The sequence below is a fragment of the Pseudomonas sp. B21-035 genome (genome assembly GCF_024748945.1).
Taxonomy (GTDB): Bacteria; Pseudomonadota; Gammaproteobacteria; order Pseudomonadales; family Pseudomonadaceae; genus Aquipseudomonas.
Window position 1 is genome coordinate 3,963,822 of record NZ_CP087179.1, and the last position, 23,536, is coordinate 3,987,357.

Below are 23,536 nucleotides of genomic sequence, written 5' to 3' on the forward strand. Positions count from 1 at the left end.
AACGCCTTGATCTTTCATAATCATCCTCGATTCCAGTGATGTCCGGGGTCTATCGGACGGCCGTCAGCGTGGCATCCAGCAATCCGACCGCTGCGCTCAAGCCGCTGCTTGGTCGAGTCGTGACAGAGCTTGCATAGCGGCTGCCAGTTGCCCTGATCCCAAAACAACTTCCAGGCAGTCTTGATCCGCTCGGCGTCGCCGCTTTCCTTCGCCTCTTTCAATCGAGGCGGGATCTTGTGGTCAACCACCATTGCAGCGACCGGGCGGTAATCGGTGGAACACATTGAGCAGAACGGATGCCGAGCCAAGAATGCATCCCGGCTTAACCGCCACCGGTGACCATAACCACGGGAAGCACTGCTCCCGCGACGATCACTGCCCTTGTTCATTACTGGCAGGGCGCACATCACAGACACCCAGGCGTTTGGCTGCCCAGCGCTCATACAAACCAATCGCCACATCAGCACCGGCCATTGCGGTGAGGCAACCAACCGCCGCAGATGCCCAGATCGAAACACCCATTGAATACATGAGCATGATGGTCGACAGCCCACAAACGATGCAGGCACCGGAACGCAACGCAACACGCCGCGCCAAGCCCCAGCCGCGAACACCTGCTTTATCGGCGCGCCACATCTCGCCCGATACACCGCCCACCAAGGACAGTACTACCACCATCCAGATCGGCATTTCGATTAACGCTTGTTGCTCATTGGTCATGAGAGCCTCATAGGTCGAATACACGGCGCCGGAAAAAGAAAACCCCGCCAAATGGCAGGGTTCTCATTGCTCCGACGACTCGGGGCAGGCTTGCACAGCACAGTGCTTTGGGGAGCGCCTAAGCGCAGTTCGCATATCGTGGGGACTTTTTACCCGCCTCCGGAAAAACCGAAAAGAGGCAATTTTCGGTTATCAACTTCGACCAGACTTTGACACTACTTTGGCCCCACTTTGAGCCATTCCACTCCGACGAACGGTACGACCGTGGACGACGCCCTGACGCGCCATCAGAATTGTCATGACACGCAAATGCAACGCTTGCACCCAGTTTCGGTAGGTACGATCAGCGCCTTCCGCCAATCCGACTTCGCGCATCTGCTCACGAATGGGCGCGCCGTAGTGATACCGAAACCGGGCCAGCTTGGCCAATGCTTGGCCGCGCTCGTCGCGGCGCTCTAGCTCGGCGATGGCAGCATCTACTTCAGCCGCTGCGTAGTCCATCCCCGATCCGCCACCAATAAGTGGTCTAGTTCCTGGCGTGCCACGTGGCGCCCCTCCTTTCCAGTCAACGATTGAACCCATCTGGCTGCCCAGACTGGCCTCATGGCCGAACCGGGCCTGCTGCTCACCCCAATGCTTCATGAGGCTCTCGATATCCTCAATCATCCCTGAATCTCCCGCAAATCGCGCACCCGACACAAAACAGAGCTACCCGACACAAACCCAACACACTTAAAAGCCAGTGTTTTCAATAACTTCATAAGCCTTGTGTTTAGTGTGTTGGGTTTGTTGAGTTTTTTAGGGCTCGCATGGGGAGTGTTTTCCTCCTGTTTAAGCCCAATGAAAAATACGCGCCCACGCGTGCGCGAGGACAAACCCAACACACCCACTACAGCCCCAGTCAAACCCGCAGAATTTGCGGACTTTGCCTGTGTTGCCCCCGACACATAGACCCAACACCAACCCAACACACCCACCACACCGATAGCCGTATTCATGCTGCAAGCCCCTTCACATGGTCCCAGCCATCCACGTTCCAGCCCGCAAGCTTTGCCTTGGCACGCCACTCGGTGACCGCCACGCCCAGCTCGGCCGCCTTCAACGATGGGGGAAGGGAAGCATCAGAGTCATTTGGGAAGAAAAATGCCGCAAATCGTCTGTTGTTGCCGTCCGTCCAGGGAATGGGCCGCGTCTTCTCGACCTCAGAGCTAATGAACAGCGAGAACTTCGTTTGACTCATCGCATGCTCTCTATTGCGCTGGCACCACTCCAAGAACAGCGCATAGAGGTCCGACGACATGCAACAACCCCATAGGCCTCGCCCAAGATCACCGCACCGCCAAAGGTGCAGGAACGTCTGCCAGGCTGCGCGGCTGAGAGCTACAAGGCGCTGGCGCGCTTCAGTCTTGGGCGGGCGGGTCCGCTGGTTGAAGTCGCCCATATCAACGCTCAACAACCAGGCATACAAGGCCGCAATGCCACCGTTCTTCAACTCGTGCCCTATCGCACGCTGACGCTCTTCCGGAAGTGTCTCCATTGGCCACATCACCAACATCCGCCGGTCGCTATCGCTGATCGGCCACGGCAAGATCTCGTTACTCAGAAACACCGCGTTCATATGGTTGGCTTCCTCCCAACCGTTGATGAACTTGGACTCCATGCGCACCGTCTTGCCAGTGACCAGGTGCTTGATCTTGCCGACTTGGTTGTACCGCTGATCCCGGCTCACAACCTCTTCAAACACCGCCCAAAGCTTGCGGCTCTGCCAAGCGTTGAAAGACCCCTCCAACTGCGTCTGGCCTACTGTTGCGGCGTATTGGCCGTAGAGTTCGCCCATTGCATCGGCAAACAGCAGACTCTTGCCCGAGCCCTCCATGATGGAGTGCATCAGTACAGCAGTGTCCATTTTGGCGCCCATGTGCTGCAGAGGGTACGCCAACCAACGTGTTAGCCACTCAGTGGCGGGTAGGTCATGGTTGCAAAGGAATGAAATAAGCCAGCGCAGGTTTTCGCAGGCTTCGTCATTGCGCAAAGGCTCCAGGGGCAAGCCTTCGAAAGTGTTGATGTACTGATTGGGGTCTTTGGTCATGGTTGGGTCGAACACAATATGGTCGACATCAACGACACGCCGGTTTGGGCTGTTAAGCCAAACGGGATACATACCGCCGAGGGCCATCTTGACGGCCCCCTCAGCTATACGCCGCTTCTTCTCTCGGTCCCACACATCTTTAGTGCCATCGATGTACACATACCGGTCGATGGGCGACATCTGCAAAGCACCGCCCTTTTTGCTGTCCAACTGCCGTACCTGTTGAATTTCCTCAACCTGCTCAGCAGAAATCAGCTTTCGGCTGGCATCTGCCAACCATTCTTTCGCGAGCGGCTTGCCAATCAGCGCTTCAAATCCCGACTTCTTAATCAGCCTCGACTTGTCGAAATCCCAAACGTGAGTAGTTCCTTCCACCAAGGCGAATCGCCTCAGAATCTGCGCGATACCTAGGCCCTCATCCCCCCCAACCCCGATATTGGAGGAGCTGGCCGCGCTTTCCTCTGATGGGGTGCGGGGAAGGCCCTCAACCACCTGAGGCAGCGCCCCTGCAATCTCGCTCTCATTCGATGGGGCACGGGGAAGCGCACCGAGCGCTGGTGGCTGCGGTGGGCGACTCGCTGAGTCGATGCCCAATAACTGAGCTGCCGCCTTTGTCGCGACCTGTACATCGCCCCCATGCTCAAGGATGCAATACACATCAAAGGCATCGTTCTTGTGCCCATTCGCCAATGGGTCAGAGCTGTGATGCGAATACAGACGATCATCCGTGATAGTGATCCCAGGCAGCCCGCTACTACTTTGAGGGCAGAGCCATTTACCGCCGTGCTTGCTGTAACCATGAGCTGCCAGCAGCGCTTCGATGTCATGACAGCGATTGAACTCATCGATAACTTTCGGCAGTTGCTTACCTCCGACCAAAGCTCGCTTGGGCGCAGCCGGTGGAGCCTTAGCGAGCTTCGGGGCCCATGGGCAGACGGCTTCCGCTTCAGGCTTGAATGCGTCCCAGCCCTGCCAGATGGCTAACAACTCAGCCGGCAGATCTGGCAAACCTTCAGCCCTGGGAGGGTTGCGCCATACATAAGGTTTCTGCGTTCCCGGGTGGATCGAAGGCGGTAGCACGTCCTGCGTCAGGCCGGCGCGCAACTCAAATACGGTGAACTTCTTGTAGGGTTCAGCTGCAGCACGCGCAACGGCCTCGGCTTCCGCGTCTTCGGCCTCTTTCGCTGCCTTGGCCTGGGCCATGAACCCCCGGAATATCGAACCATCAGGATCGTTTTCGTTTGGCCAGGACAGCGAATGTCGACTCAGCTCAACGCCGTCAGGCACGCGAAACAACACGCGAAAACGCGCCGGGTTGCCTACCACTGTCGGATAGGCAACTGCCAACGCATCCAAATCGACCCCCAGCCGCTCCTGCAGGACGAAGCGCGTCCACTGGACATCATCCACGTCCAGGGAACAGACTCGACTGGGACCATGAACGACGCCCATGTTGTGCGATGGGTTCTTCTGCCAGAATGCCTCAGCGGCTTCCGCATCTACAAAGTACCCACCAGGCTGATTCCAGCCCTTACCTTTCGGGCCCTTTTCTCCCGGCTCGATTGGCACCAGTGCGAAGTTGAAAGTTTCGATATAGCGGCGGGCCCAGACAGCAATCGGCACTCCATTGCGCTCAGTCATCCCCAACGCTCCCGCAACCCCTGGCAACTGATGCAGGTCTCACAACCTGCAACGGCCCGCTGACGGGGCAGCGGGATCGGGTCTTCACAATCAACGCAGAACTGAGCGCTTGGCTTGAGCGACTGGCGTGGCCGGGACTGCAATGCGACCTGCAGGTGATACTCGACCTGCTCATTGGCCCGATCAATTTCATCAGCCATCGATACGGTCCTCCATCGCCTGCCGCGCACCGGCCATGATGCCCAACACTTCGCGGATAACGTCCATACCATGCTTCTCTAGGTCGAGAACCTCATGGAGTTCCCACTTTTTGTCGGCGGCACCGTCATGCATGCTGGACACAAACTCGCTGGCCTCTTCCAGCAACTTGCCCACGGCCTTCAGTGCTTCATGAGTTGCTGGGACCGGTACAGGGCGATACCAAACGGCACCAGCTGGGCGCACCAATGCATCCAGCAAACGAGGGTCAGCCGTCAACCCGATAACCTCTTCCAGCTCATCAGGCGTCAGCCAACGGCGCTCTTCGTCAAGCTTGAGCTTCTTTTGCAGTGCATCGTTGTCGAGCACCATTTCGTAGGCAAGGCGGGTGATACCACCCGGAAAATCGCGACCGGCGCGATAAAGCGCCTGCCGCAAAGAAAGGACCGGGCCTGCGCCTGGCAATAGATCTGTGCGACTCATAACCGTAAAACCCCCGTTTACGGTGTAGCCACAGGAACAGGTTCACCCTATCCTACGACCACGACCGATGTGCTGTGCTAAACGTGCTGTGCGGCACGGTGCTTCGATTGAGTCGTCCGGTATGACTTGTGGTGAGAAGGACCGGACGGCGGATTGCGTCGGCGCCATGCGCCGACATTGCTGAGCTGGGGAACTTCTTGTGGTGAGAGCCCCCAGCTCGGCGTTCCTATCAGGGCTTCGGCTTGCGCCGGCTCCCTATTGGGCGGATCTCAAAGGCGGAAAATCCTCCTTCGCCATTACTGCGCACACGTATGTCACGCGCAGAATTGAGCATCTGAGAGACTGCGCTTTGAGTGACACCGAGCAGTTCAGCCAATTCGGGCTGACTTCTATCCTTTGCGAACTCCCGCAAAGGCACTCCAAATTTTTCTTCCATCCCTTTCGTCCTCGACGGGTGCATGCGTGAATATTAGTGTTACTTCTTTTGAAGGGCAAGCAAAATATAAGCATCACTCTTTGAACGAGATAAGCGGCGCTAATATCTTGGTAGGCATGACTACTAAGCCCGCTTACATCGCCGAAGAAGCAGCCCGACTCAAGGCCATCTACAAAGCCCGTAAGTCAGCTGACCCGTCACTCAATCAAGAAAAGGTGGCTCATGACTGCGGCTGGGCAAGCCAAAGCGTTGTCAGCCAGTACATGACAGGGAAAATCCCCCTCAACATCGCCGCCCTACTAACGCTGAGCAGGGCCTTGAACTTCGCTCCAAATGAGGTCAGTCCGCGCTTAGCGGAAACCCTCGGGAGCCAGCCTGGCTCGGCCGGCGTGGAGAACGCCACAAACTTGGGGACTGCAGGTCGCCTGCTCCCGGTCGTGGGCTACGTCAAAGCAGGCGCGTTCTGTGAAGCCGTTGCCTTCCAGGCCAGCGATGCAGATGAATGGGTCGAAGCAGGCGGCCCAGCAGGGCCTCGCGCGTTCATTCTGAGGGTTGAAGGCTTCAGTATGGAGCCAGACTTCAAACCAGGGAAAAGGTTGTAATAGACCCCGACATGCAGTGGGAGACTGGCGACTTTGTGGTGGCCAAGCGTGTTAGGGATCAGGCAGTGACCTTAAAGCAATTGCGCCGAGAAGGGGGCGAGTTCTACCTATATGCAACCAACCCTGACTGGCCTGAAAGGATCATTCGAATGGATGAAGAGTGGTCAATATGTGGCCGAGCACGGAGAAAAATTGTCGACCTGTAAGGCTCCAAGCCCGCATCAAGCGGGCTTTTTCATGCCCTCAACCAGCATTTATTAGTATCACTGTTGACTTATTAAATCAGTAATACTAATTTTGTCTCGCACAAGCCCTCTCACCACAGAGACCGAGACATGCTAAACGCACAGCAATGCCAAGTATTTCTACACCCCACAGCCTGCAGCAGCCGCTCAGCAATTGATGCTATCCAGAGACGTACAGGGCGACTGATCATCGTTACGCAGAAAGGCAACGCCCAAGCTGTACAGGACGTGACCGCCCAACAGCTCGGGGTAACGCGGCATGAGCGCCTTCGTCATCCCTTTTGCAAAACAAGATCTACTACACCAAGTCCTCACGACTGGCGGTACAGCGATCTGCCCGCTTTATCTCCCTACGATTCAGCTCGACGCTGACATTGATGTCGAACTGAGCACAGGCCAGGCGCACGTTAAAGTAAAGTTTGGTGCGTTTTCGGGATCTCTGACACTCCCCCGCGGCGACCGGGCTAACCACCTGCACCTACGCGACTTCATCGAGGATGTCGCCAACGGCCGTACCACGACTGGCCGGACCAAACAGGCTATTGCCCTGATGGAAGCACTCGACCATATCAGCACCGCACTCCTAGAAGGCCAGGTTGCGTACATCGCACCTACGACCAATGCTGAATACCCGTTCGGCGCCGTGGTTACGAACGGACGCGGTGAGCTCTGCGCGGCAGCAATTGGCACCGACAAAGAGCACCTAGCGGATTTACTGCGGGACAAGCTGCGGCCCCATCCCGAGGGGAACGGGGAGAAGGCATGAGTGAAACGCTAGCCCAACTGCGCCGGCAGTGGACAACCCCCTGCCCAACCCTACGTGAAGTTCGGGAACACTATTTCCCGCACATCAAGACGGATCAGCATCTGCGCAAACTGATCAACAAAGGCCGCATCAAGCTCAAGCTGATTAAGCCAGATCACTCCGTACGCGCCGAGTACGTGGTCTATCTGCACGAACTCGCTGCTTATCTGGATGCACAAGCGCATTCCGCAGGCTAATTAAGGCGGCCCCGGCCTACAGGGGCATCTTTGCACTGCCGCTCTCACCACGGCTCACAATGGCGGCGGGCACATTCTGGAGCACAGCACATGCAACCACAGCAAATCATCCTTGCCCTGGCCACCCTCTGGCTCTTCACGCTAGTGGCCCTGCCATTCCTTTTCAGCAAGGCCCGCCGGCGAGCAAAAGAATGCGGCTTTGCCGCAGGGCTTGCTCAACGGGAAGCCGACCATGCCAAGCAGATCGCTGACTTAAATGCTGACATTGACGCCATCGCCCAGGAGCGCCTCAAAGAACAGCGGGCGCACCTTCTGGTTACAAGTCAGCGGCTGGCTCACATCGAAGAGCTTGAAGCCAGAATCATGTCCTACTCCGGGCTCGCCGTGACAAAGGTCGACTATGACCACCTAACACGCGCAGCCGAAACTCTGCGCCTTGCTCGAAATACATGGCAAAAACTGGAAGGCACTGAGCCATGGTGCAAACGCGCGTACGCCGAGTGCCAAGGTCTTCTGCGCCTAGCCAGCCGCGTCCATGCAGAATTGCGCTCCAGCGCCAGCTCGGCCACCCAGCAAGGAGACGCAGCATGAGCCTTGATCAGCAAGAACGAGAACGCATTATCCGCAAGATAAAGCACTGCCTCGCTCTCTCGGCCAGCTCCAACGAGCACGAGGCTGCAGCAGCAATGCGACAGGCTCAAAAGCTGATGCGTAAGTATCGCCTGACCGAGCTCGACGTACACATCAGCTCTGTGGGGAAAACCTATGGCGCTCAAGTGAAATGCCGTCGGCCGGCATGGGATCGGGACCTAATCAACGTCGTGGCTGAAGCCTTCAACTGCAAGGGATTCACTCACAGCAACTGGGATGCAGACTCAGGTGCCCGCCGAGAGCGAGCCCTGTTCGTTGGTGTTTCACCAGCACAGGAGATTGCCAAGTACGCCTACGACATTCTTTTACTGAAAGCGAGCGCCGCCAGAAAAGCCCATGTCGCCAAAATAAAGCGAGGAGAGATACCGCAGGCTCGATTCACCCCAGAGACTCGTGGCAATCACTTCGCTGAAGCGTGGGTCAGCGAAGTCCGTTACAAATTGCAAGAGCTGGTACCTGAAGCAGATGAATCCGACGAACTCGGGATCAGTGACGAGAAAGCTTTAACCATTGCCGAATCCAAAGAGCACGCCCTAATTAGTGCCTTTGTGCACCAACTTACCAAGGGCAAGGGGCCGACTACTGAGCGCGAACGAAAAATGCCAGACGCCAACCTCGAGGACCTGGTACTGGGGATGAAAGCCGGACGAAACGTTGAATTGAATCACGGGCTGGCAAACGCGGGAGACACCCCCACCCCCCTGACCTTCGACACGCGAGAGGTCGCATGAGATGAAAACGACCTTCGTACTGATGGCGCAATACAACGCACTTGCCGTCATCCCCTTGGAGCAGGTGTGCAATGATTACTTCACACACCTAACCGTAAAGATGTTGGAGCGTAAGGTCCTGGCTGGCCAGATCAAACTCCCCATAACTCGACTTGAGTCTAGCCAGAAGAGTGCCAAAGGGGTTCATATCACCGACTTGGCACTTTACCTGGACCAACAACGAGAAGCCGCATTAAAGGAATGCGCCCAGCTAAACGGATACAAGAAAGCCAGCTGACTTACGCCTTGATCCTGGCGCCCAATTCTACGGGCGCCTTTTTTATTTGCTCCAACCACCTCCAATCGCGGTAATTATCTCCCCGCCCTCGCAGATGCGTATAACGGCGCAGTGAATTCCAGTCCCTATGACCCGAAACACTCGCCACTCGCGGAATATCCCAGTCCATCTCAAACAAGCGACTGACCCCCTCATGCCGCAAGTCGTGGAAGTGCAGGTCCTCGATCTCTAGGAACTGGCAAGCCCTGGTCCATGCGGCCGAGATTGAATCACTGTTGTAAGGGAATATCTCATCGCACTCCCGAGGCATGCTGTGAACAATCGCCCAGGCCTCATCCGGCAAATGGCACCAGACATCGTTACCGATCTTCTGCCCCGGGTTCTTCATGTCCCGAACCTTCACAGCCTGCCGTTCTTCATCCAGATCAGCCCAGCGGATTCGCGTGATCTCCTCCTGACGGCGCGTCGAGAACAGGGCAAAAGCAAGCACCTTTGGCATGTTGATAGACGATGGCCGACGCTTCTGCATCTCGAAGAAGTGCTCAAGCAGCCTGTCCAGCTCAACCATCGCCGGCCGACGATCACGCTCACGGCTTTTCATGTTGTACCCGAGCTTCTTCAACACGGTACGGGCATCACTCATGGCGTGGGGTTCCACCTCATACCCCCAAGCAGGCCGAGCCACCGATAGCACCGATCCGAGGTGTGCGAGATCGTTGCCAGCCGTCTGAGGCTGTACAGCGCCACCTTCAGGGCTCATGCGCCACAAAGCGTAATCAACCAGGATCTGACTGTTGATAGCAGAGTCCACTACCTCTCCGAAGTGGCTCGCAGCAATGGCGAGCAACGTAGCCTTCTTGGTTTTCCCAAGCGGCCGGACCTTGGCGCCTTCGACCAGGTAGCGGTCAATCATCTCGCGAACGGTGTGCCCCTTGCGGTTTGCTCGCTCGATCGCACCAGGTTCAGCTAGCTCTGTCTCTCGTCGCTTTGCCCACGCCTGAGCAGCCTGCTTGCGGGCGAATGTCTGGCACTCTTGGTAGACTAGGACACCCTTGTTTTTAAGACGGATCTGGACGGTGTAGCTGACCGTTCCGTCGGCCTTTTTTCGTGCTCTGATCGTTGCCATAGATTCCGGTGGTACAAAGGAGATTGTCGGTGGTACATCGTACCACCGAGGTACAAAAAACGCCTTAAAACGCCCAAAAATGGTACAAAACACGTAATCGAAAATGCCCCTAGAATCCGCCTCAACCCCAGTAAACCCGCGCCCCGAGCCGTATCGCCGGTTCAGCGTTGCGCCTATGATGGACTGGACTGACCGCCACTGCCGGTTCTTCCTGCGCCTGCTGTCCAGCAACGCCCTGCTCTACACCGAAATGGTCACCACCGGCGCCTTGCTGCACGGTGATGCCGAGCGTTTCCTGCGTCATAGCGAGGCCGAGCATCCGCTGGCGCTGCAGTTGGGCGGCAGTGTGCCGGCTGATCTGGCCGCCTGCGCCAAGCTGGCCGAGGCCGCAGGCTATGACGAGGTCAACCTCAACGTTGGCTGCCCAAGCGATCGGGTGCAGAACAATATGATCGGCGCCTGCCTGATGGGCCATCCGGCGCTGGTTGGCGATTGCGTGAAGGCGATGCAGGATGCGGTGCAGATTCCGGTGACGGTCAAGCACCGCATCGGTATCAATGGCCGCGATAGCTACGCCGAGCTGTGTGATTTCGTCGGTCAGGTGCGTGATGCCGGTTGCCGCAGTTTTACCGTGCATGCGCGTATTGCGATTCTTGAAGGCTTGTCGCCGAAGGAGAACCGTGAGATTCCGCCGCTGCGGTATGACGTCGCCGCGCAGTTGAAGGCCGACTTCCCGGACCTTGAGCTGGTGCTCAACGGCGGGATCAAGACCCTGACGGAATGCCAGGAACACTTGAAGGTTTTCGACGGGGTGATGCTCGGACGCGAGGCTTATCACAATCCGTATCTGTTGGCCGAAGTTGACCAGCAGTTGTTCGGCAGCAGCGCGCCGGTGATCAGCCGCAGCGAAGCGCTGGCCAAATTGCGCCCTTACATTGCTGCGCACCTGGCCTGCGGCGGCGCCATGCATCACATCACCCGGCATATTCTCGGCCTTGGCCAGGGCTTCCCGGGGGCGCGCAAGTTCCGCCAGTTGCTGTCGGTGGATATCCACAAGAGCAAGGACCCACTGGCCCTGCTCGACCAGGCCGGCGAGCTGCTGCAGGGGCGTTAACCCCGGAACCTGTGCGCGCTTTGGCACTCGAAGGCTTATCCCCTTCGCCCCGCCTGCCAGCCAGCCCTTGAGCGGCTGGCAGCGCTCGGGTAATGTCGATCCATTGCACAGGACAGAGCACGCCCATGACTTCCAAGCTGGAACAACTCAAGCAGTTCACCACTGTGGTTGCCGACACCGGTGATATTGATGCCATCAGCCGCTTGAAACCGGTCGATGCCACCACCAACCCTTCGCTGCTGCTCAAGGCCGCGGCCATGCCTGGCTATGCCGAGCTGCTCCAGCAATCGGTCGCGCACAGCAAGGGCGATGTCGGCCTCGCCTGTGACGCCTTTGCCGTGGCCGTTGGCGCCGGCATTCTCAAGGTGATTCCGGGGCGTATCTCCACTGAGGTCGACGCCCGCCTGTCCTTCGACCAACCGGCGCTGCTGGCCAAAGCCCGGCAGTTGATCGAGCTGTACGACCAGGCCGGTATCGGCCGTGACCGGGTGCTGATCAAACTGGCCTCGACCTGGGAAGGCATCCGCGCCGCCGAGGTTCTGGAAAAGGAAGGCATCCAGACCAACCTGACCCTGCTGTTCTCCTTCGCCCAGGCCCAGGCTTGCGCCGACGCCGGGGTGTTCTTGATTTCGCCGTTCGTGGGGCGCATCTACGACTGGTACAAGAAGTCCACCGGCAAGGAGTATGTCGGCGCCGAAGACCCGGGCGTGCAGTCGGTGACGCGCATCTACGATTACTACAAGACCAATGACTACAAGACCGTGGTCATGGGCGCGAGCTTTCGCAATATCGGCCAGATCGAGCAACTGGCCGGCTGTGACCGCCTGACCATCAGCCCCGAGCTGCTGCAGCAATTGAGCGATGATCAGGGCGAGCTACCGCGCATCCTCAAGCCTGGCAAAACCGGCGAGGCGCGCCAGCAGTTGACGGAAAGCCAGTTCCGCTGGGCGTCGAACGAAGATGCCATGGCCACCGAGAAGCTGGCCGAGGGGATTCGCCAGTTTGCCCGGGATCAGGAGAAGCTTGAGGCGTTGTTGGCAAAGGCCTGATACAAATCTGGGTTTGCCAGTGAGGGGTGCAGCGTAGAGCATCTTATCGGCCTTCAGGGCCTCATCGCGGGTCAAGTCGAGTCGTCGCACCGCCGCTCCCACCCATCAAGTGGGAGCGGCGGTGCGACGACTCGACTTGACCCGCGATGCTTTCGACTTTGCTTTCAGAGATGTTGATGTCTGAATCTTCCGAATTACCCGCAGTACTGGCCGGGCCTTTACTGCGCCGCCTCGAACCCACCCGGATGGTGTTCTGGCTGGTAGCCTCCACGCCACTGCAGGCCGAGTTGCACCTGAGCTGCGCAGGCATTACTGCCGACATCCACTGCACGGTTGTGCCGATTGGCCGCCAGGCGTTTGTCCACCTGCTCGACATCAGCCTCGACAGCCCGCTGCCATGTGACGAACAGATCGACTACGACCTGATTGTCAACAACCAAGGTATCGCCGAGTACGCCCCGCACCTGCTTTACCCCGGCGCGCAACGGCCGAATTTCGTCCTGCGTTCACACCTGGAGCACCTGCTCCACGGCTCCTGCCGCAAACCCCACCACCCGGCGGCCGACGGGCTGCTGTGCGCCGATCGCCTGTTGCTGGAACACCCCACGCCATTGCAGCGCCCGGCCCTGCTGATGATGAGCGGTGACCAGGTGTATGCCGACGATGTCGCCGGGCCCATGCTGCGCGCCATACATGCGCTGATCGAGCGCCTGGGGCTGTTTGGCGAGCACCTGCAAGGCGCGGTGGTCGATGACAGCGCCGCGCTCTACCAGCACCCGGCCAGCTATTACCACCGCGCCGACCTGCTGCCGGCACTGGAGAGCAACGAAACCCTGCGCGAGCGCTTTTTCGGCGGCACGCGCAAGCCGATCTTCACCAGCAGCAACGCCGACAACCACCTGGTGACCTTCGCCGAAGTCATGGCCATGTACCTGCTGGTCTGGTCCCCGCTGCCCTGGGGCCTGATCGACGTGCAGATGCCACCCGGCCTCAATGCCGAGCGCCAGGCCCGCTACCGCCAGGAACAGCAACTGATCGACGGCTTTGCCAGCGGCCTTGGCGGGGTGGCGCGGGTATTGGCGCATTTGCCGAGCCTGATGATTTTCGATGACCACGACATCACCGATGACTGGAACCTGTCGGCGCAATGGGAAGAAACCGCCTACGGCCACCCGTTCTCCAAGCGCATCATCGGCAACGCCCTGCTCGGCTATATGCTGTGCCAGGGCTGGGGCAACAACCCGGATGCCTTTACCGGGCTGCTGGAGCATTGCCAGGCCTTCAGCCACAGTGCCGACGCCGATGACTACCTCGACACGCCGCTGCAGGATGCGCTGATCAACGAGGTGCTGCGCTTTCAGGGTTGGCAGTTCGTCCTGCCCAGCAGCCCGGCGCTGCTGGTGCTCGATACCCGCACCCGGCGCTGGCGCAGTGAAAGCAACTTCAACAAACCCTCGGGCCTGCTCGACTGGGAAGCCTTAAGCGAGCTGCAACAGGCGCTGCTCGACCATCCTTCGGCGATCATCGTCTCGCCGGCGCCGATCTTCGGCGTCAAGCTGATCGAGAGCGTGCAGCGGGTATTCAGCTGGCTGGGTTATCCGCTATTGGTCGATGCCGAGAACTGGATGGCCCATCGCGGCGCGGCGCAAGTGATCCTGAACATCTTCCGCCACTCGCGCACACCGGGGCACTACGTGATTCTTTCCGGTGACGTGCACTACTCGTTCGTCTATGAGGTGCTGATCCGCCACCGCCAGCGCGCCCCGCACCTGTGGCAGATCACCAGCAGCGGCATCAAGAACCAGTTCCCCAAGCGCCTGCTGGACACCTTCGATCGCCTAAACCGCTGGCTGTACTCGCCGCGCTCACCGCTCAACTGGTTTACCAAGCGCCGGCAGATGCAGGTGATGCCGCGCACACCCGCGCACAGCAAGGCCGGCGAGCGGCTGTGGAACAGCGCGGGCCTGGGCCAGGTATTTTTCAATGAACAGGGGCAGCCGGCGCGGATTTTCCAGCTCAACGCCGATGGCAGCGCGGCGACCGAGTTTCCACCGCGCGAAGCTGACTGTTAAGTGATTTTTGACCGGCGCCAGAACGGCGCCCGGTCGACGATCAGGTGCGCTCGAGAGCGTTGACCAGGTCGTGGAAGGCTTCGCGGTTGGAATCGTTCAGGCCCATGAGGATCTTGTGCGCCTCAAGCACCTTGGAGCGCACCACGTCTTCGTTCTGATCCTGCGACGGCAGGTCGGTCAGGCATTCGGGGCACGGGATCGGCCGGTCAACGATGTTGAACACCTGGTCGAAACCCATCGACTGCAACAGGCGGGTGATGTCGGCGTGGGTGGTGACCACCGTTGGCAACAGCCCGACCTTTTGCCGCGACAGGATCGAGAGCTTGGCCAGCAAGCCCAGGGTGGTGCTGTCGATGCTGTGGGTTTCTGTCAGATCGATGACGATCGCCGAGAAATTCAGCGCCGTGAAGATCTTTTCAATCGTCGCATCCAGCGCCGAACACAAGGTCAGGCGCACTTCACCGACAAACTTCAGCACGAAGGTGCCATTCTGCTCGGCGAACTGGATTCTACCCGTACTCATTGAAGGTTCCTGCTCAACACCAATAGGGCGATATCATCCGGCATCTCCCCAAGCGTAGCTAATCCGAATCGTTGGCGCAGCCCATCCAGACTACCGCCTGCGGCCTTGATGATTTCAGGCAGGGCCGCCTCTTTATCTTTGAGTGTGTCACCGGGCAAAAGGTCCAGAATGCCATCAGACAGCAGGGTCAGGCTGAACTGCGGCGGCAACTCCAGGACGTGGTCCTGGTAGGTAGCCTCCTCGAACAAGCCGACCGGCAATCCGCGGCCCTCCAGATAACGGCTCTGGCCCGGGGTGTACAGCACTGGCAACGGCAGGTGACCACCGATGCTGTAGGTCATGATACCGGTGTCTTCGTCGATCACGCCGCCGACCATGGTCACATGCTTGCCCAGCTTGCAGTTGATCAGGCCGCGGTTGATGTGTCCGAGTACTTCCGACGGTTTGAAGTCACGCAAGTTGCCGCCGCGCTTGAATTCGAACAGCAGGCGCGTGGTCATGAACTTCAGCAGCACGGTGACGAAGGCCGACGACGCGCCATGCCCGGAAACGTCTGCCAGGTAAAAGGCAATTCGCCGGTCATCGACACGGAAATAGTCGGCAAAGTCGCCCGACAGGTACAGCGACGGAATAATCTGGTGCTCGAACGACAGGTCGTCGGCCACCCAGGGGCTTTCCGGCAGCATGTTCATCTGCACCTGACGCCCGGCGGTCTGGTCCTCCTGCAGCAGGTGCAGGCTGGCCTCAAGCTCGCGGTTGGCGGTTTCGAGCTTTTCCCGGTAGCGCTGGTTTTCCAGCACCAGACGCGCGCGGTCCAGGGCCCGGCGTACCGAATGCTCGAGCACCGCGAGGTCTTCGAGGGGCTTGATCAGGTAGTCGGCCGCGCCCAGGCGCAGGGCCTCGACGGCGTCGTTCATCACCCCGGCGCCCGATACCACGATCACCGGCAGTTCCGGCGCGCGCTCGGTTACCTGGCGAATAAGCTCCAGGCCGCCCATTTGCGGCATGCGCAGATCGCAGATCACCAGATCAGGATGTTCCTGTTCGAAGACCTGCAGGCCCTGCTGGCCATTGGCTGCCTGCAGGACGCTGAAACCGCTGTCTTCCAGGTAGGCGGCAAGACTCGCACGTACGACGTCGTCGTCATCGATTATCAGCAGCGTTGCACTGGTTTTCTGCATGTGGGCAAACGGCGCCAGGAATAGGTTGGGCGTAGGTGAGCATCGGCCCACGTACTGGATTCACTTCGAGCTACTCTTCTATGAGTTGTAGGACATCAAAACCTGTCCGGCAAATAGCAGAGGTGCCTTGTAAGGCGCAGACGGTACTCCCATCCGCCGGGCGTTTCAAGGGCACACCGATGGTCGCCGATGCTCTTTACAGCCGAAAGCACCGGGAGTTATAAAAACCCCTCCAACCGCAACGCAATGAAAGGATGCCGAGATGAGCTCAGGGCCCATGGACTACAGCGAGAAGCGCGATTTCATTCGCATGCGGGTGGAAGCAGATATAAGCCTGATCCACCAGGGGCAGGTCATCGCCGCCGTCTGCCTCGACCTCTCCAGCAGTGGCATGCAGGTCCAGGCGCCGCAGCCGTTCACGGTTGGCGATCAACTCGAGGTGCGTATCGACTCCGACCATCCGGCACTCAAGGGCCTGGAAGCGAGCACAGAGGTGGTGTGGATTGCCGACCAGCAAGACGGCAAGCAGAAACTCGGGCTGCGCATCCTCAGCATGAAATAATTGCAGACACAAAAAAGGCGACCTGAAGGTCGCCTTTTGTTTACCCGCTCGGATCAGAAGTCGTCGACGACGGCGCCATCCTTGACCTTGAATTCGCGATTTTGCAGGTATGCATTGCGAATGAAGATGTATTTGTCGCCATTGATCAGCTTTTCAGCCGACAGCAGGCTCGCGCGGGTGTCGACCACATCGACGGCGGCGGCGGTGTTGCGGGTCGGCACGTGGTCGATGTAGCGGTAGGGTTCGGTGTAGGTGTCCGGGTACTTGCCGATGGCATCGCGCACGGTGCTCGGGCCGAGCAACGGCAGCATTACGTACGGGCCGCTGCTCACGCCCCAGTAGCCGAGGGTCTGGCCAAAGTCTTCGTCATTGCGCTGCAGGCCCATCTTGGTGCCGACATCGAAGAACCCGCCAATACCGAAGGTGGTGTTGACGATCAGCCGCGCAGTATCAACCCCGGCGGCGTGCGGCTTGAGCTGCAGCACGTTGTTGGCCAGGTTGGTGACGTCGCCCAGGTTGCGGAACATGTTGTGGATGCCGTCTTCGAGGAACTGCGGGGTGACCGCCTGGTACCCCTGTGCCAGCGGCTTGAGCGCGTAGGTGTCGAGCGTGTCGTTGAAGCGGAAGATCGGCCGGTTGATGCTTTCCCAGGGATCTTCTTCAGTGGCCGCCTGGGCCGCGACGACAGGCGCCAACAGTAGGCCGGCACAGACACAAGCCCGGGTCATCCGATCGATCAGGCCGATCCTACGCATAGTGTTACTCCTCGAACTAGGCAGACGCCGCGCGTCCTACGCCAAAAAATGAAGCAAGTATAAAGGCTCTGCTGCCGTTAAGCAGCTTGGCATAAACAACGTCGCAAAAATGTGAACAACTGTGTATCGGCAGCGTCACCAAAAAGTAACAACCCAAGCGTAGCCTGCAAAGTATTTCAGGGACGTTGCCATGCCAGACTCCCCCGCCATCACTGCCCTGCTGTTCGGCTTGCGCGGCTGCCTTGTCGAAGTGAACCCGGGCTCTGATGCCCAGGCACCCTGCCCCACTCCGGGCGCGCTGCCCACCCTTGACTGGCTGTATCAGCAAAAGGTTCCCTGTGCCTGGCTCGATGAGCTGCCGGCTGCAGACGGCAAACAAATGGCCAGCCCCTTGCCGGCCTGGCTCAATGCCTTCCCGGCCTGCAAGACCCCCTGGCCGGCACCGGATGCCTGCTGGCAGGCACTGATGAGCCTCAGGGCGGGCAAACTCGACGGTTGCGTGCTGGTCAGTGGCGAACCACGCCTGCTGCAGTCGGGCCTCAACGCCGGGTTGTGGACCATCGGCCTGGCCGCCTGCGGGCCCAGCAGCCAGTGGCAAGCCCTTGGCCCCAAAGAGCAGGAACGCCAGCGTGGCCAGGCCACCTTGCAGTTGTTTGCCCTGGGCGTGCACTCGGTGATCGACCACCTCGAAGCCCTGGCCGACTGCCTGGCAGACATCGGCCAGCGCCGGCGCAAAGGTGAAAAACCCTGAAACAGCACCTTTGATCAGGGTCATGCAAAGCGCTGGCCGGTGGATTACTCTAGTAGGCAGGGCATGGACCTTTCACCCGCTAACGGGGTCCATGACTGTGCCTATTCATAGAGGGAGAACACCCATGCCTGCCCGCGAACTGCAAGAGCAACTTGACGCCCTGCGCGAGCAACTGGAGCAAAATCCACCGCTCACCGAAGAAGAGCGAGCCGATCTGCATGTATTGATGCAACAAATTGAGGCGAAGATAGAACTGGAAGCCAAGACCCCGGACAACAACCTGGTCGATGGCGTCAACCTCGCCGTGGAGCGCTTTGAAGTCGAGCACCCGGGCCTGACCGCCACCTTGCGCAATATCGTTCAGAGCCTGCAAAGCATGGGCATCTAAGCCCGCCGGAATAAAAAAGCCCCGTCATCGAACGGGGCTTTTCGTTACTGGCGAACCAGTCGCAGGTTCTCCAGGGTCACCTGTGAAGTACTGCGGTACGGGTTGATGTCCAGGCCGCCGCGGCGCACGTAACGGGCATAAACCGTCAGGTGCTCGGGGTTGAGCAGGCGCTTGAGGTCAAGGTAGATGCGCTCGACGCACTGCTCATGGAAGTCGGCATGCTGGCGGAAGCTGATCAGGTAGGTCAGCAGGCTGGCATGCTCCAGCGCCGCGCCACGGTAGTGCACGGTGACACTGCCCCAGTCCGGCTGGCCGGTGACCGGGCAGTTGGACTTGAGCAAATGGCTGTGCAGGGTTTCTTCAACAATGTTGTCGCTGTCGCAGCGCAGCAACTCCGGCTGCGGTTGCTCGTAGTTGCTGATGCTGACATCCAGCTCGTCGATGCACACGCCCGGCAAGCCGACCACGCCCTGCCCTTCGACCTCGGCCAGGCTGCGGACCTGCACGCCCACCGGCTTGCCGGCGGCAGCCGAGAGGTCCTTGACCAGGCATGCCTGCAGGGCAGCGGGCGATTCGAACACGGTCTGGTTCAGCGAGTTGAGGTACAGCTTGAACGACTTCGACTCGATGATGTTCGGCGAGTCGGCCGGGATGGCGAACTCACCGATTGCCACCACCGGCTTGCCCGACGCCAGCAACCAGGACAGCTCGAAGCAGTTCCAGAAATCGACGCCCTGCCATGGCAGGGTCTGGGCGCTGACGCCCAGCTCGGCCCATTTTGCCGCCCGCGGGATCGGGAACAGCAGCGAGGGTGTGTAGGTGGAGACGTATTCGCTGGATTTACCCAGCGGAGAATGTTCGGCGGCAGGATGCATGGCTAAAACCTGTAGGAGCAAATGCGCCTAGTTTATCGGTTTTAGGCCATGCTTTGGGCAATCGGCTGTTATTGGCCGATGGTCAGCTTGCCGACCATGCCCGCTTGATAATGACCGGGCACGTTGCAGGCGAACTCGATTGGCGTCGACTGGCTAAAGGTCCAGGTCAGTTCAGCGCTTTTGCCAGGTTCGACCATCACCGTGTTCGGATCGTCGTGCTGCATGCTGGCGTGATTCATGTTGCCGTGGCCCATGGCCGAATGGTCCATCTGGCCCTGCATGGCGAGCATTTTTTTCTGGTGCCTGGCGTGCATCACAGCATCGCCGAGGCTGAACTCATGGACTACCGCGCCCTTGTTGATTAGCACGAAGCGCACGGTCTCCCCGGCCTTGACCTCAAGGCTGCGCGGCGCGTAATACATGTCGCCCATCACCACCTCGACGCTGCGGGTGGCCTTGCTCGCAGGCGCAGGCTGGCCGAAGGTGTAGGAATGCGCGGGCGACGCCAAGGCTGGAAGGCTGAACAGCGCCAGTGCGCCAATGATAAAAAGGTGTTTCATTTCAAGCCCACTCCAGGGTTGCGACGGTTCAGGCTTCACTGTAGAAAATCGCCGCTGGCAGTCACCTGACAAAAACATTACAACTTTGTCAGCTTGGCCACCCGCCACGCCCGCCGCGGTATAACCCTGCGGCAATCCACGTAAAAGAGCCAGCCGATGAAATTGTTGATCGTCGAAGACCAGACCAAGACCGGCCAGTACTTGTGCCAGGGCCTCAGTGAAGCGGGCTTTGCCACCGAGCTTGCCAGCGACGGCAATACCGGCCAGCACCTGGCCCTGACCGGCGACTATGACTTGCTGATCCTCGACGTCATGCTGCCGGGCCGCGATGGCTGGCAGATCCTTCAGGCGGTGCGCGCCGCCGGCCTGGAAATCCCGGTGCTGTTCCTCACCGCCCGCGACGCCGTCGAAGACCGCGTGCACGGCCTGGAACTGGGCGCCGACGATTACCTGGTCAAGCCGTTCGCCTTCTCTGAACTGCTGGCACGGGTGCGCAGCCTGCTGCGCCGCGGCAGCAGCCCGGCACAGGAAACCAGCCTGGGCCTGGCCGACTTGCGCCTGGACCTGATCCGCCGCCGGGTCGAACGCACAGGCCAGCGCATCGACTTGACCGCCAAGGAGTTCGCCCTGCTCGAACTGCTGCTGCGCCGCCAGGGCGAAGTGCTGCCCAAATCGCTGATCGCCTCGCAGGTGTGGGACATGAACTTTGACAGCGACACCAACGTCATTGAAGTGGCGATCCGCCGCCTGCGCCTGAAGATCGACGATGCCCACGACAACAAGCTGATCCATACCGTGCGCGGCATGGGTTATGTGCTTGAAGAGCGCAGCGCCTGATGCGCCGCCTGTCCCTCGGTAGTCGCCTGGCACTGCTGTTTGCCGCCTGCACGGCAGTGGTGTCGCTGACTGCCGGTATCCTTTTTAGCCGCGCCAGCGCCACCCACTTCATCGAGCTCGACCAGCAACTGCTCAACAGCCGCCTGTCACTGCTGCGCCAGATGCTCGAAGGCGTGGACGACCCGGCCAGCCTCGCCCCGCGCCTGCCTGCCCTGCAAACCGAACTCAGCCACCAGGCCGACCTTGCCGTGCGCATTCGCGGCCGGGACGGGCGCATCTGGTTCGACAGCCAGGCCGGCCTGCCCGAGTCGCCGCAAGTGCTCGGCCTGAGCACCCTGCACAGCAGCGGCGTCGACTTTCGCAGCCTGTGCATCAACCTCAACGGTGGCGACGCGCAGCTGACGCTGTTTCTCGACATCACCCACCATCAGCATTTCCTCCAGCGCATGCAGCAGCTGATCTGGCTGACTGTCGGCCTTTCGGCGCTGGCGACCGCGTTGCTCGGCGCCTGGGCCGCGCGCAGCGGGCTGCGGCCACTGCGGCAGATGGGCGAAGTGGCCTCCGGGGTGTCGGCACGCTCGCTGACCACACGCCTACCCGAAGGGCAAATGCCGGTGGAGCTGGCAGAACTGGCGCAGACCGTCAACGCCATGCTCGAACGCCTGGACGATGCCTTTCAGCGCCTCTCTGCGTTCTCTGCCGACATTGCCCACGAGCTGCGCACGCCGCTGTCCAACCTGCTGACCCACACCCAGGTAACCCTGACCCGGCCGCGCAGCCTGGATGAATACCGCGAGGCGCTGCACAGCAACCTCGAAGAGCTGCAATGGATGGCGCAACTGGTCAACGACATGCTCTACCTGGCCAAGGCTGACCACGGCTTGCTGATGCCCAGCCGCCAGCATCTGGCGCTGGAGGACGAGGCCGATGCCTTGCTCGAATACTACGCACCGCTGGCTGAAGATGCCGAGATAAGCCTGAGCCGTGAGGGCCAGGCGCCGCTTGCCGGCGACCGGCATATGCTGCGCCGGGCGCTGTCCAATTTGCTTGACAACGCCCTGCGCTTTACCGCGGCCGGCGGCGAGATACGTGTGACCATCGAGCGACACCAAGACGGAGTAAGGCTGCAGGTGGCCAACCGCGGTGAGCCGATTGACCCGGCCGTGCTGCCGAAGCTGTTTGATCGTTTCTACCGGGCAGACCCGGCACGGCGCGAAGGCAGCAGTGAGCATGCGGGGTTGGGACTGGCGATTACCCGCTCGATCGTACAGGCGCACGGCGGGCGTATTCGCGGGGAGTCGGCTGGGGGCTGGACGCGGTTCGTGATCGACTTGCCGACGGTGTGAATACCATCGCGGGGCAAGCCCGCTCCTACAGCCGGTGTAGGAGCGGGCTTGCCCCGCGATCAGCCATCACTCGTAACGCAAGGCGTACGCCGGCTCTACCTGCGAAGCCCGCCAGGCCGGGTACAGGGTGGCCAGGAAGCTCATGATCAGGCCGGCGCTACAGATCAGCGCCACGTCGCCCCATTGCAGTTCCGACGGCAAGGTACTGATGAAGTACACGTCCGAGGTGAAGATGTGCTGGCCGCTGACACGCTCCAGCCAGCCGACGATCTGGCTGACGTTGAGCGCGGCAATCACCCCCAGCACGCCGCCGATCAAGGTACCGACGATACCGATCAGGCTGCCCTGGACCATGAAGGTGCCCATGATCTGCGCCGGCGTTGCGCCGATGGTGCGCAGGATGGCGATGTCGGCGCCCTTGTCGTTGACCACCATGATCAGCGTGGCAATGATGTTGAACGCCGCCACGGCGATGATCAGCAGCAGCAACAGGCCGATCATGGTCTTTTCCATCTTCATGGCACTGAACAGGCTGCCCTGGGTGTGGGTCCAGTCATCGGCGCGGTATTGCTCGCCAAGGCTTGTGGTAATCGCCTTGGACACCTGCGGCGCCGCGTACAGGTCCTTGACCTTGAGGCGCACGCCCTGCACCTGGTTCGGCGCCCAGCGCTGCATCTGCGCGGCGTCGGCCATGTGCATCAGGCCCAGCGAGCCGTCGAGCTCGGCGCCAACCTTGAATACCCCGACCACGTTCAGGCGCTGCATGCGCGGGGTGATGCCACCCGGCGCGCTGCTGACTTCGGGCACGATCAGGGTCAGTTTGTCGCCGACATTGAGGCGAAAGCGGCGCGCGGTGATTTCACCGATGACCACGCCGAACTCACCCGGCTTGAGGTCTTCAAGGCTGCCCTGGACGATATGCTGGGCAACGATCGAGACCTTGCCCTCCTCGGCCGGGTCGATGCCGCTGACCTGGATCGGCTGCATCGAGCCCTTGTAAGAGAGCATGCCTTCCATCTCGGTCAGTGGTGCGGCGGCGATCACTTCAGGGTTTTTCAAGGCTTGCGCCGCCACCGGCCGCCAGTCGTCCAGCGGCTGGGCACCGAGCACGCTGGCGTGCGGCACCATGCCGAGGATGCGCGAGCTCATTTCGCGCTGGAAGCCGTTCATCACCGACAGCACCACGATCATCGCCAGCACGCCCAGGGACAGGCCGATCATCGAGGTCATGGAAATGAACGAGATGAAATGGTTGCGGCGCTTGGCGCGGGTGTAGCGCGCGCCGATGAAAATAGACAAGGGTCTGAACATGAACGAAAGCA

The 23,536-nt window shown here is 60.0% G+C and carries 28 protein-coding genes; 15 read left to right on the forward strand and 13 right to left on the reverse strand.

Annotation, left to right across the window (positions count from 1 at the left end):
* Positions 1 to 372: 372 nt before the first annotated feature.
* The 6 genes from LOY22_RS17975 to LOY22_RS27120 all read right to left on the reverse strand — a co-directional run bounded on the left by LOY22_RS17975 (position 373) and on the right by LOY22_RS27120 (position 5,591).
* Positions 373 to 720, reverse strand: coding sequence for a phage holin family protein (locus tag LOY22_RS17975; protein ID WP_258594303.1), 348 nt, complete (start codon positions 718 to 720; stop codon positions 373 to 375).
* 192 nt (positions 721 to 912) lie between these two features.
* Positions 913 to 1,386 (reverse strand): hypothetical protein, encoded by a 474-nt coding sequence (locus LOY22_RS17980; protein WP_258594305.1) that lies wholly within the window; start codon positions 1,384 to 1,386, stop codon positions 913 to 915.
* A 328-nt stretch (positions 1,387 to 1,714) separates the two neighbouring features.
* Positions 1,715 to 4,450 (reverse strand): bifunctional DNA primase/polymerase, encoded by a 2,736-nt coding sequence (locus LOY22_RS17985; protein WP_258594307.1) that lies wholly within the window; start codon positions 4,448 to 4,450, stop codon positions 1,715 to 1,717.
* A complete protein-coding gene (locus tag LOY22_RS17990) occupies positions 4,447 to 4,722 on the reverse strand; it encodes a TraR/DksA family transcriptional regulator (RefSeq protein ID WP_408980889.1) in 276 nt (91 codons plus the stop codon). Before LOY22_RS17990 ends, LOY22_RS17985 begins: the two co-directional genes overlap by 4 nt.
* Positions 4,643 to 5,131, reverse strand: coding sequence for a phage regulatory CII family protein (locus LOY22_RS17995; protein WP_258594311.1), 489 nt, complete (start codon positions 5,129 to 5,131; stop codon positions 4,643 to 4,645). Before LOY22_RS17995 ends, LOY22_RS17990 begins: the two co-directional genes overlap by 80 nt.
* A 229-nt stretch (positions 5,132 to 5,360) precedes the next feature.
* Positions 5,361 to 5,591 (reverse strand): Cro/CI family transcriptional regulator, encoded by a 231-nt coding sequence (locus LOY22_RS27120; RefSeq protein ID WP_408980928.1) that lies wholly within the window; start codon positions 5,589 to 5,591, stop codon positions 5,361 to 5,363.
* Positions 5,592 to 5,593: 2 nt separating this feature from the next.
* Between LOY22_RS27120 and LOY22_RS18000 the strand changes: the two genes are divergently transcribed.
* The 7 genes from LOY22_RS18000 to LOY22_RS18030 all read left to right on the forward strand — a co-directional run bounded on the left by LOY22_RS18000 (position 5,594) and on the right by LOY22_RS18030 (position 9,075).
* Positions 5,594 to 6,169, forward strand: coding sequence for an XRE family transcriptional regulator (locus tag LOY22_RS18000; protein WP_258594313.1), 576 nt, complete (start codon positions 5,594 to 5,596; stop codon positions 6,167 to 6,169).
* Positions 6,170 to 6,180: 11 nt separating this feature from the next.
* Complete coding sequence (locus tag LOY22_RS18005) at positions 6,181 to 6,375, forward strand: LexA family transcriptional regulator (protein WP_258594315.1); 195 nt, start codon at positions 6,181 to 6,183, stop codon at positions 6,373 to 6,375.
* A gap of 298 nt (positions 6,376 to 6,673) precedes the next feature.
* A complete protein-coding gene (locus LOY22_RS18010) occupies positions 6,674 to 7,180 on the forward strand; it encodes a hypothetical protein (protein ID WP_258594317.1) in 507 nt (168 codons plus the stop codon).
* Positions 7,177 to 7,416, forward strand: coding sequence for a pyocin activator PrtN family protein (locus LOY22_RS18015; RefSeq protein ID WP_258594319.1), 240 nt, complete (start codon positions 7,177 to 7,179; stop codon positions 7,414 to 7,416). Before LOY22_RS18010 ends, LOY22_RS18015 begins: the two co-directional genes overlap by 4 nt.
* Positions 7,417 to 7,506: 90 nt before the next feature.
* A complete protein-coding gene (locus LOY22_RS18020; protein WP_258594320.1) occupies positions 7,507 to 8,007 on the forward strand; it encodes a hypothetical protein in 501 nt (166 codons plus the stop codon).
* Complete coding sequence (locus tag LOY22_RS18025) at positions 8,004 to 8,798, forward strand: DUF2786 domain-containing protein (RefSeq protein WP_258594322.1); 795 nt, start codon at positions 8,004 to 8,006, stop codon at positions 8,796 to 8,798. Before LOY22_RS18020 ends, LOY22_RS18025 begins: the two co-directional genes overlap by 4 nt.
* Position 8,799: 1 nt before the next feature.
* Positions 8,800 to 9,075: a pyocin activator PrtN family protein gene (locus LOY22_RS18030; protein WP_258594324.1), complete on the forward strand. Its 276-nt coding sequence runs from the start codon at positions 8,800 to 8,802 to the stop codon at positions 9,073 to 9,075.
* A 1-nt stretch (position 9,076) separates the two neighbouring features.
* Here the strand turns inward: LOY22_RS18030 and LOY22_RS18035 are convergent, their stop codons facing one another.
* Complete coding sequence (locus LOY22_RS18035; protein WP_258594326.1) at positions 9,077 to 10,201, reverse strand: tyrosine-type recombinase/integrase; 1,125 nt, start codon at positions 10,199 to 10,201, stop codon at positions 9,077 to 9,079.
* 103 nt (positions 10,202 to 10,304) lie between these two features.
* Here LOY22_RS18035 and dusA point away from each other — a divergent pair, with 103 nt between their 5' ends.
* From dusA to LOY22_RS18050, 3 genes are all read left to right on the forward strand, one after another.
* On the forward strand, positions 10,305 to 11,315 hold the full coding sequence (gene dusA, locus LOY22_RS18040) for a tRNA dihydrouridine(20/20a) synthase DusA (RefSeq protein WP_258594328.1): 1,011 nt from the start codon (positions 10,305 to 10,307) through the stop codon (positions 11,313 to 11,315).
* Positions 11,316 to 11,440: 125 nt separating this feature from the next.
* Positions 11,441 to 12,364: a transaldolase gene (gene tal, locus LOY22_RS18045; protein ID WP_258594330.1), complete on the forward strand. Its 924-nt coding sequence runs from the start codon at positions 11,441 to 11,443 to the stop codon at positions 12,362 to 12,364.
* 176 nt (positions 12,365 to 12,540) lie between these two features.
* A complete protein-coding gene (locus tag LOY22_RS18050) occupies positions 12,541 to 14,436 on the forward strand; it encodes an alkaline phosphatase D family protein (protein WP_258594332.1) in 1,896 nt (631 codons plus the stop codon).
* Between the two features lie 40 nt (positions 14,437 to 14,476).
* Here LOY22_RS18050 and rssC read toward each other — a convergent pair whose 3' ends face one another.
* Both rssC and rssB read right to left on the reverse strand, forming a co-directional pair.
* Entirely contained in the window at positions 14,477 to 14,959 is a 483-nt protein-coding gene (rssC, locus tag LOY22_RS18055; protein WP_038994382.1) for an anti-sigma factor antagonist RssC, read from the reverse strand.
* Positions 14,956 to 16,140: a two-component system response regulator RssB gene (rssB, locus tag LOY22_RS18060; protein WP_045194857.1), complete on the reverse strand. Its 1,185-nt coding sequence runs from the start codon at positions 16,138 to 16,140 to the stop codon at positions 14,956 to 14,958. Before rssB ends, rssC begins: the two co-directional genes overlap by 4 nt.
* Positions 16,141 to 16,402: 262 nt before the next feature.
* On the opposite strand from rssB, the gene LOY22_RS18065 reads away from it, so the two are divergent.
* The gene (locus LOY22_RS18065; RefSeq protein ID WP_045194861.1) at positions 16,403 to 16,702 is read left to right on the forward strand and encodes a PilZ domain-containing protein; all 300 of its coding nucleotides are present in this window, start codon (positions 16,403 to 16,405) and stop codon (positions 16,700 to 16,702) included.
* 53 nt (positions 16,703 to 16,755) lie between these two features.
* Here the strand turns inward: LOY22_RS18065 and LOY22_RS18070 are convergent, their stop codons facing one another.
* Complete coding sequence (locus LOY22_RS18070) at positions 16,756 to 17,457, reverse strand: VacJ family lipoprotein (protein WP_045194864.1); 702 nt, start codon at positions 17,455 to 17,457, stop codon at positions 16,756 to 16,758.
* Between the two features lie 190 nt (positions 17,458 to 17,647).
* On the opposite strand from LOY22_RS18070, the gene LOY22_RS18075 reads away from it, so the two are divergent.
* Together LOY22_RS18075 and LOY22_RS18080 are read left to right on the forward strand one after the other, a co-directional pair.
* A complete protein-coding gene (locus LOY22_RS18075; protein WP_045194865.1) occupies positions 17,648 to 18,208 on the forward strand; it encodes a hypothetical protein in 561 nt (186 codons plus the stop codon).
* A gap of 124 nt (positions 18,209 to 18,332) precedes the next feature.
* Positions 18,333 to 18,596 carry a DUF4404 family protein gene (locus LOY22_RS18080; RefSeq protein WP_093380787.1) on the forward strand — a complete coding sequence of 88 codons (264 nt, stop codon included), beginning with the start codon at positions 18,333 to 18,335 and terminating at the stop codon, positions 18,594 to 18,596.
* Positions 18,597 to 18,640: 44 nt separating this feature from the next.
* Here the strand turns inward: LOY22_RS18080 and queF are convergent, their stop codons facing one another.
* Together queF and LOY22_RS18090 are read right to left on the reverse strand one after the other, a co-directional pair.
* Positions 18,641 to 19,471, reverse strand: coding sequence for an NADPH-dependent 7-cyano-7-deazaguanine reductase QueF (gene queF / locus LOY22_RS18085; protein ID WP_258594337.1), 831 nt, complete (start codon positions 19,469 to 19,471; stop codon positions 18,641 to 18,643).
* Between the two features lie 68 nt (positions 19,472 to 19,539).
* Positions 19,540 to 20,031, reverse strand: coding sequence for a cupredoxin family protein (locus LOY22_RS18090; protein WP_258594339.1), 492 nt, complete (start codon positions 20,029 to 20,031; stop codon positions 19,540 to 19,542).
* A 156-nt stretch (positions 20,032 to 20,187) separates the two neighbouring features.
* On the opposite strand from LOY22_RS18090, the gene LOY22_RS18095 reads away from it, so the two are divergent.
* A complete protein-coding gene (locus LOY22_RS18095; RefSeq protein WP_045194874.1) occupies positions 20,188 to 20,868 on the forward strand; it encodes a heavy metal response regulator transcription factor in 681 nt (226 codons plus the stop codon).
* Positions 20,865 to 22,214, forward strand: coding sequence for a heavy metal sensor histidine kinase (locus tag LOY22_RS18100; RefSeq protein WP_258597825.1), 1,350 nt, complete (start codon positions 20,865 to 20,867; stop codon positions 22,212 to 22,214). Before LOY22_RS18095 ends, LOY22_RS18100 begins: the two co-directional genes overlap by 4 nt.
* Positions 22,215 to 22,280: 66 nt before the next feature.
* Here the strand turns inward: LOY22_RS18100 and LOY22_RS18105 are convergent, their stop codons facing one another.
* Positions 22,281 to 23,525: a lipoprotein-releasing ABC transporter permease subunit gene (locus tag LOY22_RS18105; protein ID WP_093387417.1), complete on the reverse strand. Its 1,245-nt coding sequence runs from the start codon at positions 23,523 to 23,525 to the stop codon at positions 22,281 to 22,283.
* Positions 23,526 to 23,536 lie beyond the last annotated feature (11 nt).

What these genes read in the sequence shown, in the direction of transcription:
- LOY22_RS17975 (WP_258594303.1), bottom strand. Translation starts at nt 720, where the DNA reads ATGACCAATGAGCAACAAGCGTTAATCGAAATGCCGATCTGGATGGTG.
- LOY22_RS17980 (WP_258594305.1), bottom strand. Translation starts at nt 1,386, where the DNA reads ATGATTGAGGATATCGAGAGCCTCATGAAGCATTGGGGTGAGCAGCAG.
- LOY22_RS17985 (WP_258594307.1), bottom strand. Translation starts at nt 4,450, where the DNA reads ATGACTGAGCGCAATGGAGTGCCGATTGCTGTCTGGGCCCGCCGCTAT.
- LOY22_RS17990 (WP_408980889.1), bottom strand. Translation starts at nt 4,722, where the DNA reads ATGGTATGGACGTTATCCGCGAAGTGTTGGGCATCATGGCCGGTGCGC.
- LOY22_RS17995 (WP_258594311.1), bottom strand. Translation starts at nt 5,131, where the DNA reads ATGAGTCGCACAGATCTATTGCCAGGCGCAGGCCCGGTCCTTTCTTTG.
- LOY22_RS27120 (WP_408980928.1), bottom strand. Translation starts at nt 5,591, where the DNA reads ATGCACCCGTCGAGGACGAAAGGGATGGAAGAAAAATTTGGAGTGCCT.
- LOY22_RS18005 (WP_258594315.1), top strand. Translation starts at nt 6,181, where the DNA reads ATGCAGTGGGAGACTGGCGACTTTGTGGTGGCCAAGCGTGTTAGGGAT.
- LOY22_RS18010 (WP_258594317.1), top strand. Translation starts at nt 6,674, where the DNA reads ATGAGCGCCTTCGTCATCCCTTTTGCAAAACAAGATCTACTACACCAA.
- LOY22_RS18015 (WP_258594319.1), top strand. Translation starts at nt 7,177, where the DNA reads ATGAGTGAAACGCTAGCCCAACTGCGCCGGCAGTGGACAACCCCCTGC.
- LOY22_RS18020 (WP_258594320.1), top strand. Translation starts at nt 7,507, where the DNA reads ATGCAACCACAGCAAATCATCCTTGCCCTGGCCACCCTCTGGCTCTTC.
- LOY22_RS18025 (WP_258594322.1), top strand. Translation starts at nt 8,004, where the DNA reads ATGAGCCTTGATCAGCAAGAACGAGAACGCATTATCCGCAAGATAAAG.
- LOY22_RS18030 (WP_258594324.1), top strand. Translation starts at nt 8,800, where the DNA reads ATGAAAACGACCTTCGTACTGATGGCGCAATACAACGCACTTGCCGTC.
- LOY22_RS18035 (WP_258594326.1), bottom strand. Translation starts at nt 10,201, where the DNA reads ATGGCAACGATCAGAGCACGAAAAAAGGCCGACGGAACGGTCAGCTAC.
- dusA (WP_258594328.1), top strand. Translation starts at nt 10,305, where the DNA reads ATGCCCCTAGAATCCGCCTCAACCCCAGTAAACCCGCGCCCCGAGCCG.
- tal (WP_258594330.1), top strand. Translation starts at nt 11,441, where the DNA reads ATGACTTCCAAGCTGGAACAACTCAAGCAGTTCACCACTGTGGTTGCC.
- LOY22_RS18050 (WP_258594332.1), top strand. Translation starts at nt 12,541, where the DNA reads ATGTCTGAATCTTCCGAATTACCCGCAGTACTGGCCGGGCCTTTACTG.
- rssC (WP_038994382.1), bottom strand. Translation starts at nt 14,959, where the DNA reads ATGAGTACGGGTAGAATCCAGTTCGCCGAGCAGAATGGCACCTTCGTG.
- rssB (WP_045194857.1), bottom strand. Translation starts at nt 16,140, where the DNA reads ATGCAGAAAACCAGTGCAACGCTGCTGATAATCGATGACGACGACGTC.
- LOY22_RS18065 (WP_045194861.1), top strand. Translation starts at nt 16,403, where the DNA reads ATGAGCTCAGGGCCCATGGACTACAGCGAGAAGCGCGATTTCATTCGC.
- LOY22_RS18070 (WP_045194864.1), bottom strand. Translation starts at nt 17,457, where the DNA reads ATGCGTAGGATCGGCCTGATCGATCGGATGACCCGGGCTTGTGTCTGT.
- LOY22_RS18075 (WP_045194865.1), top strand. Translation starts at nt 17,648, where the DNA reads ATGCCAGACTCCCCCGCCATCACTGCCCTGCTGTTCGGCTTGCGCGGC.
- LOY22_RS18080 (WP_093380787.1), top strand. Translation starts at nt 18,333, where the DNA reads ATGCCTGCCCGCGAACTGCAAGAGCAACTTGACGCCCTGCGCGAGCAA.
- queF (WP_258594337.1), bottom strand. Translation starts at nt 19,471, where the DNA reads ATGCATCCTGCCGCCGAACATTCTCCGCTGGGTAAATCCAGCGAATAC.
- LOY22_RS18090 (WP_258594339.1), bottom strand. Translation starts at nt 20,031, where the DNA reads ATGAAACACCTTTTTATCATTGGCGCACTGGCGCTGTTCAGCCTTCCA.
- LOY22_RS18095 (WP_045194874.1), top strand. Translation starts at nt 20,188, where the DNA reads ATGAAATTGTTGATCGTCGAAGACCAGACCAAGACCGGCCAGTACTTG.
- LOY22_RS18105 (WP_093387417.1), bottom strand. Translation starts at nt 23,525, where the DNA reads ATGTTCAGACCCTTGTCTATTTTCATCGGCGCGCGCTACACCCGCGCC.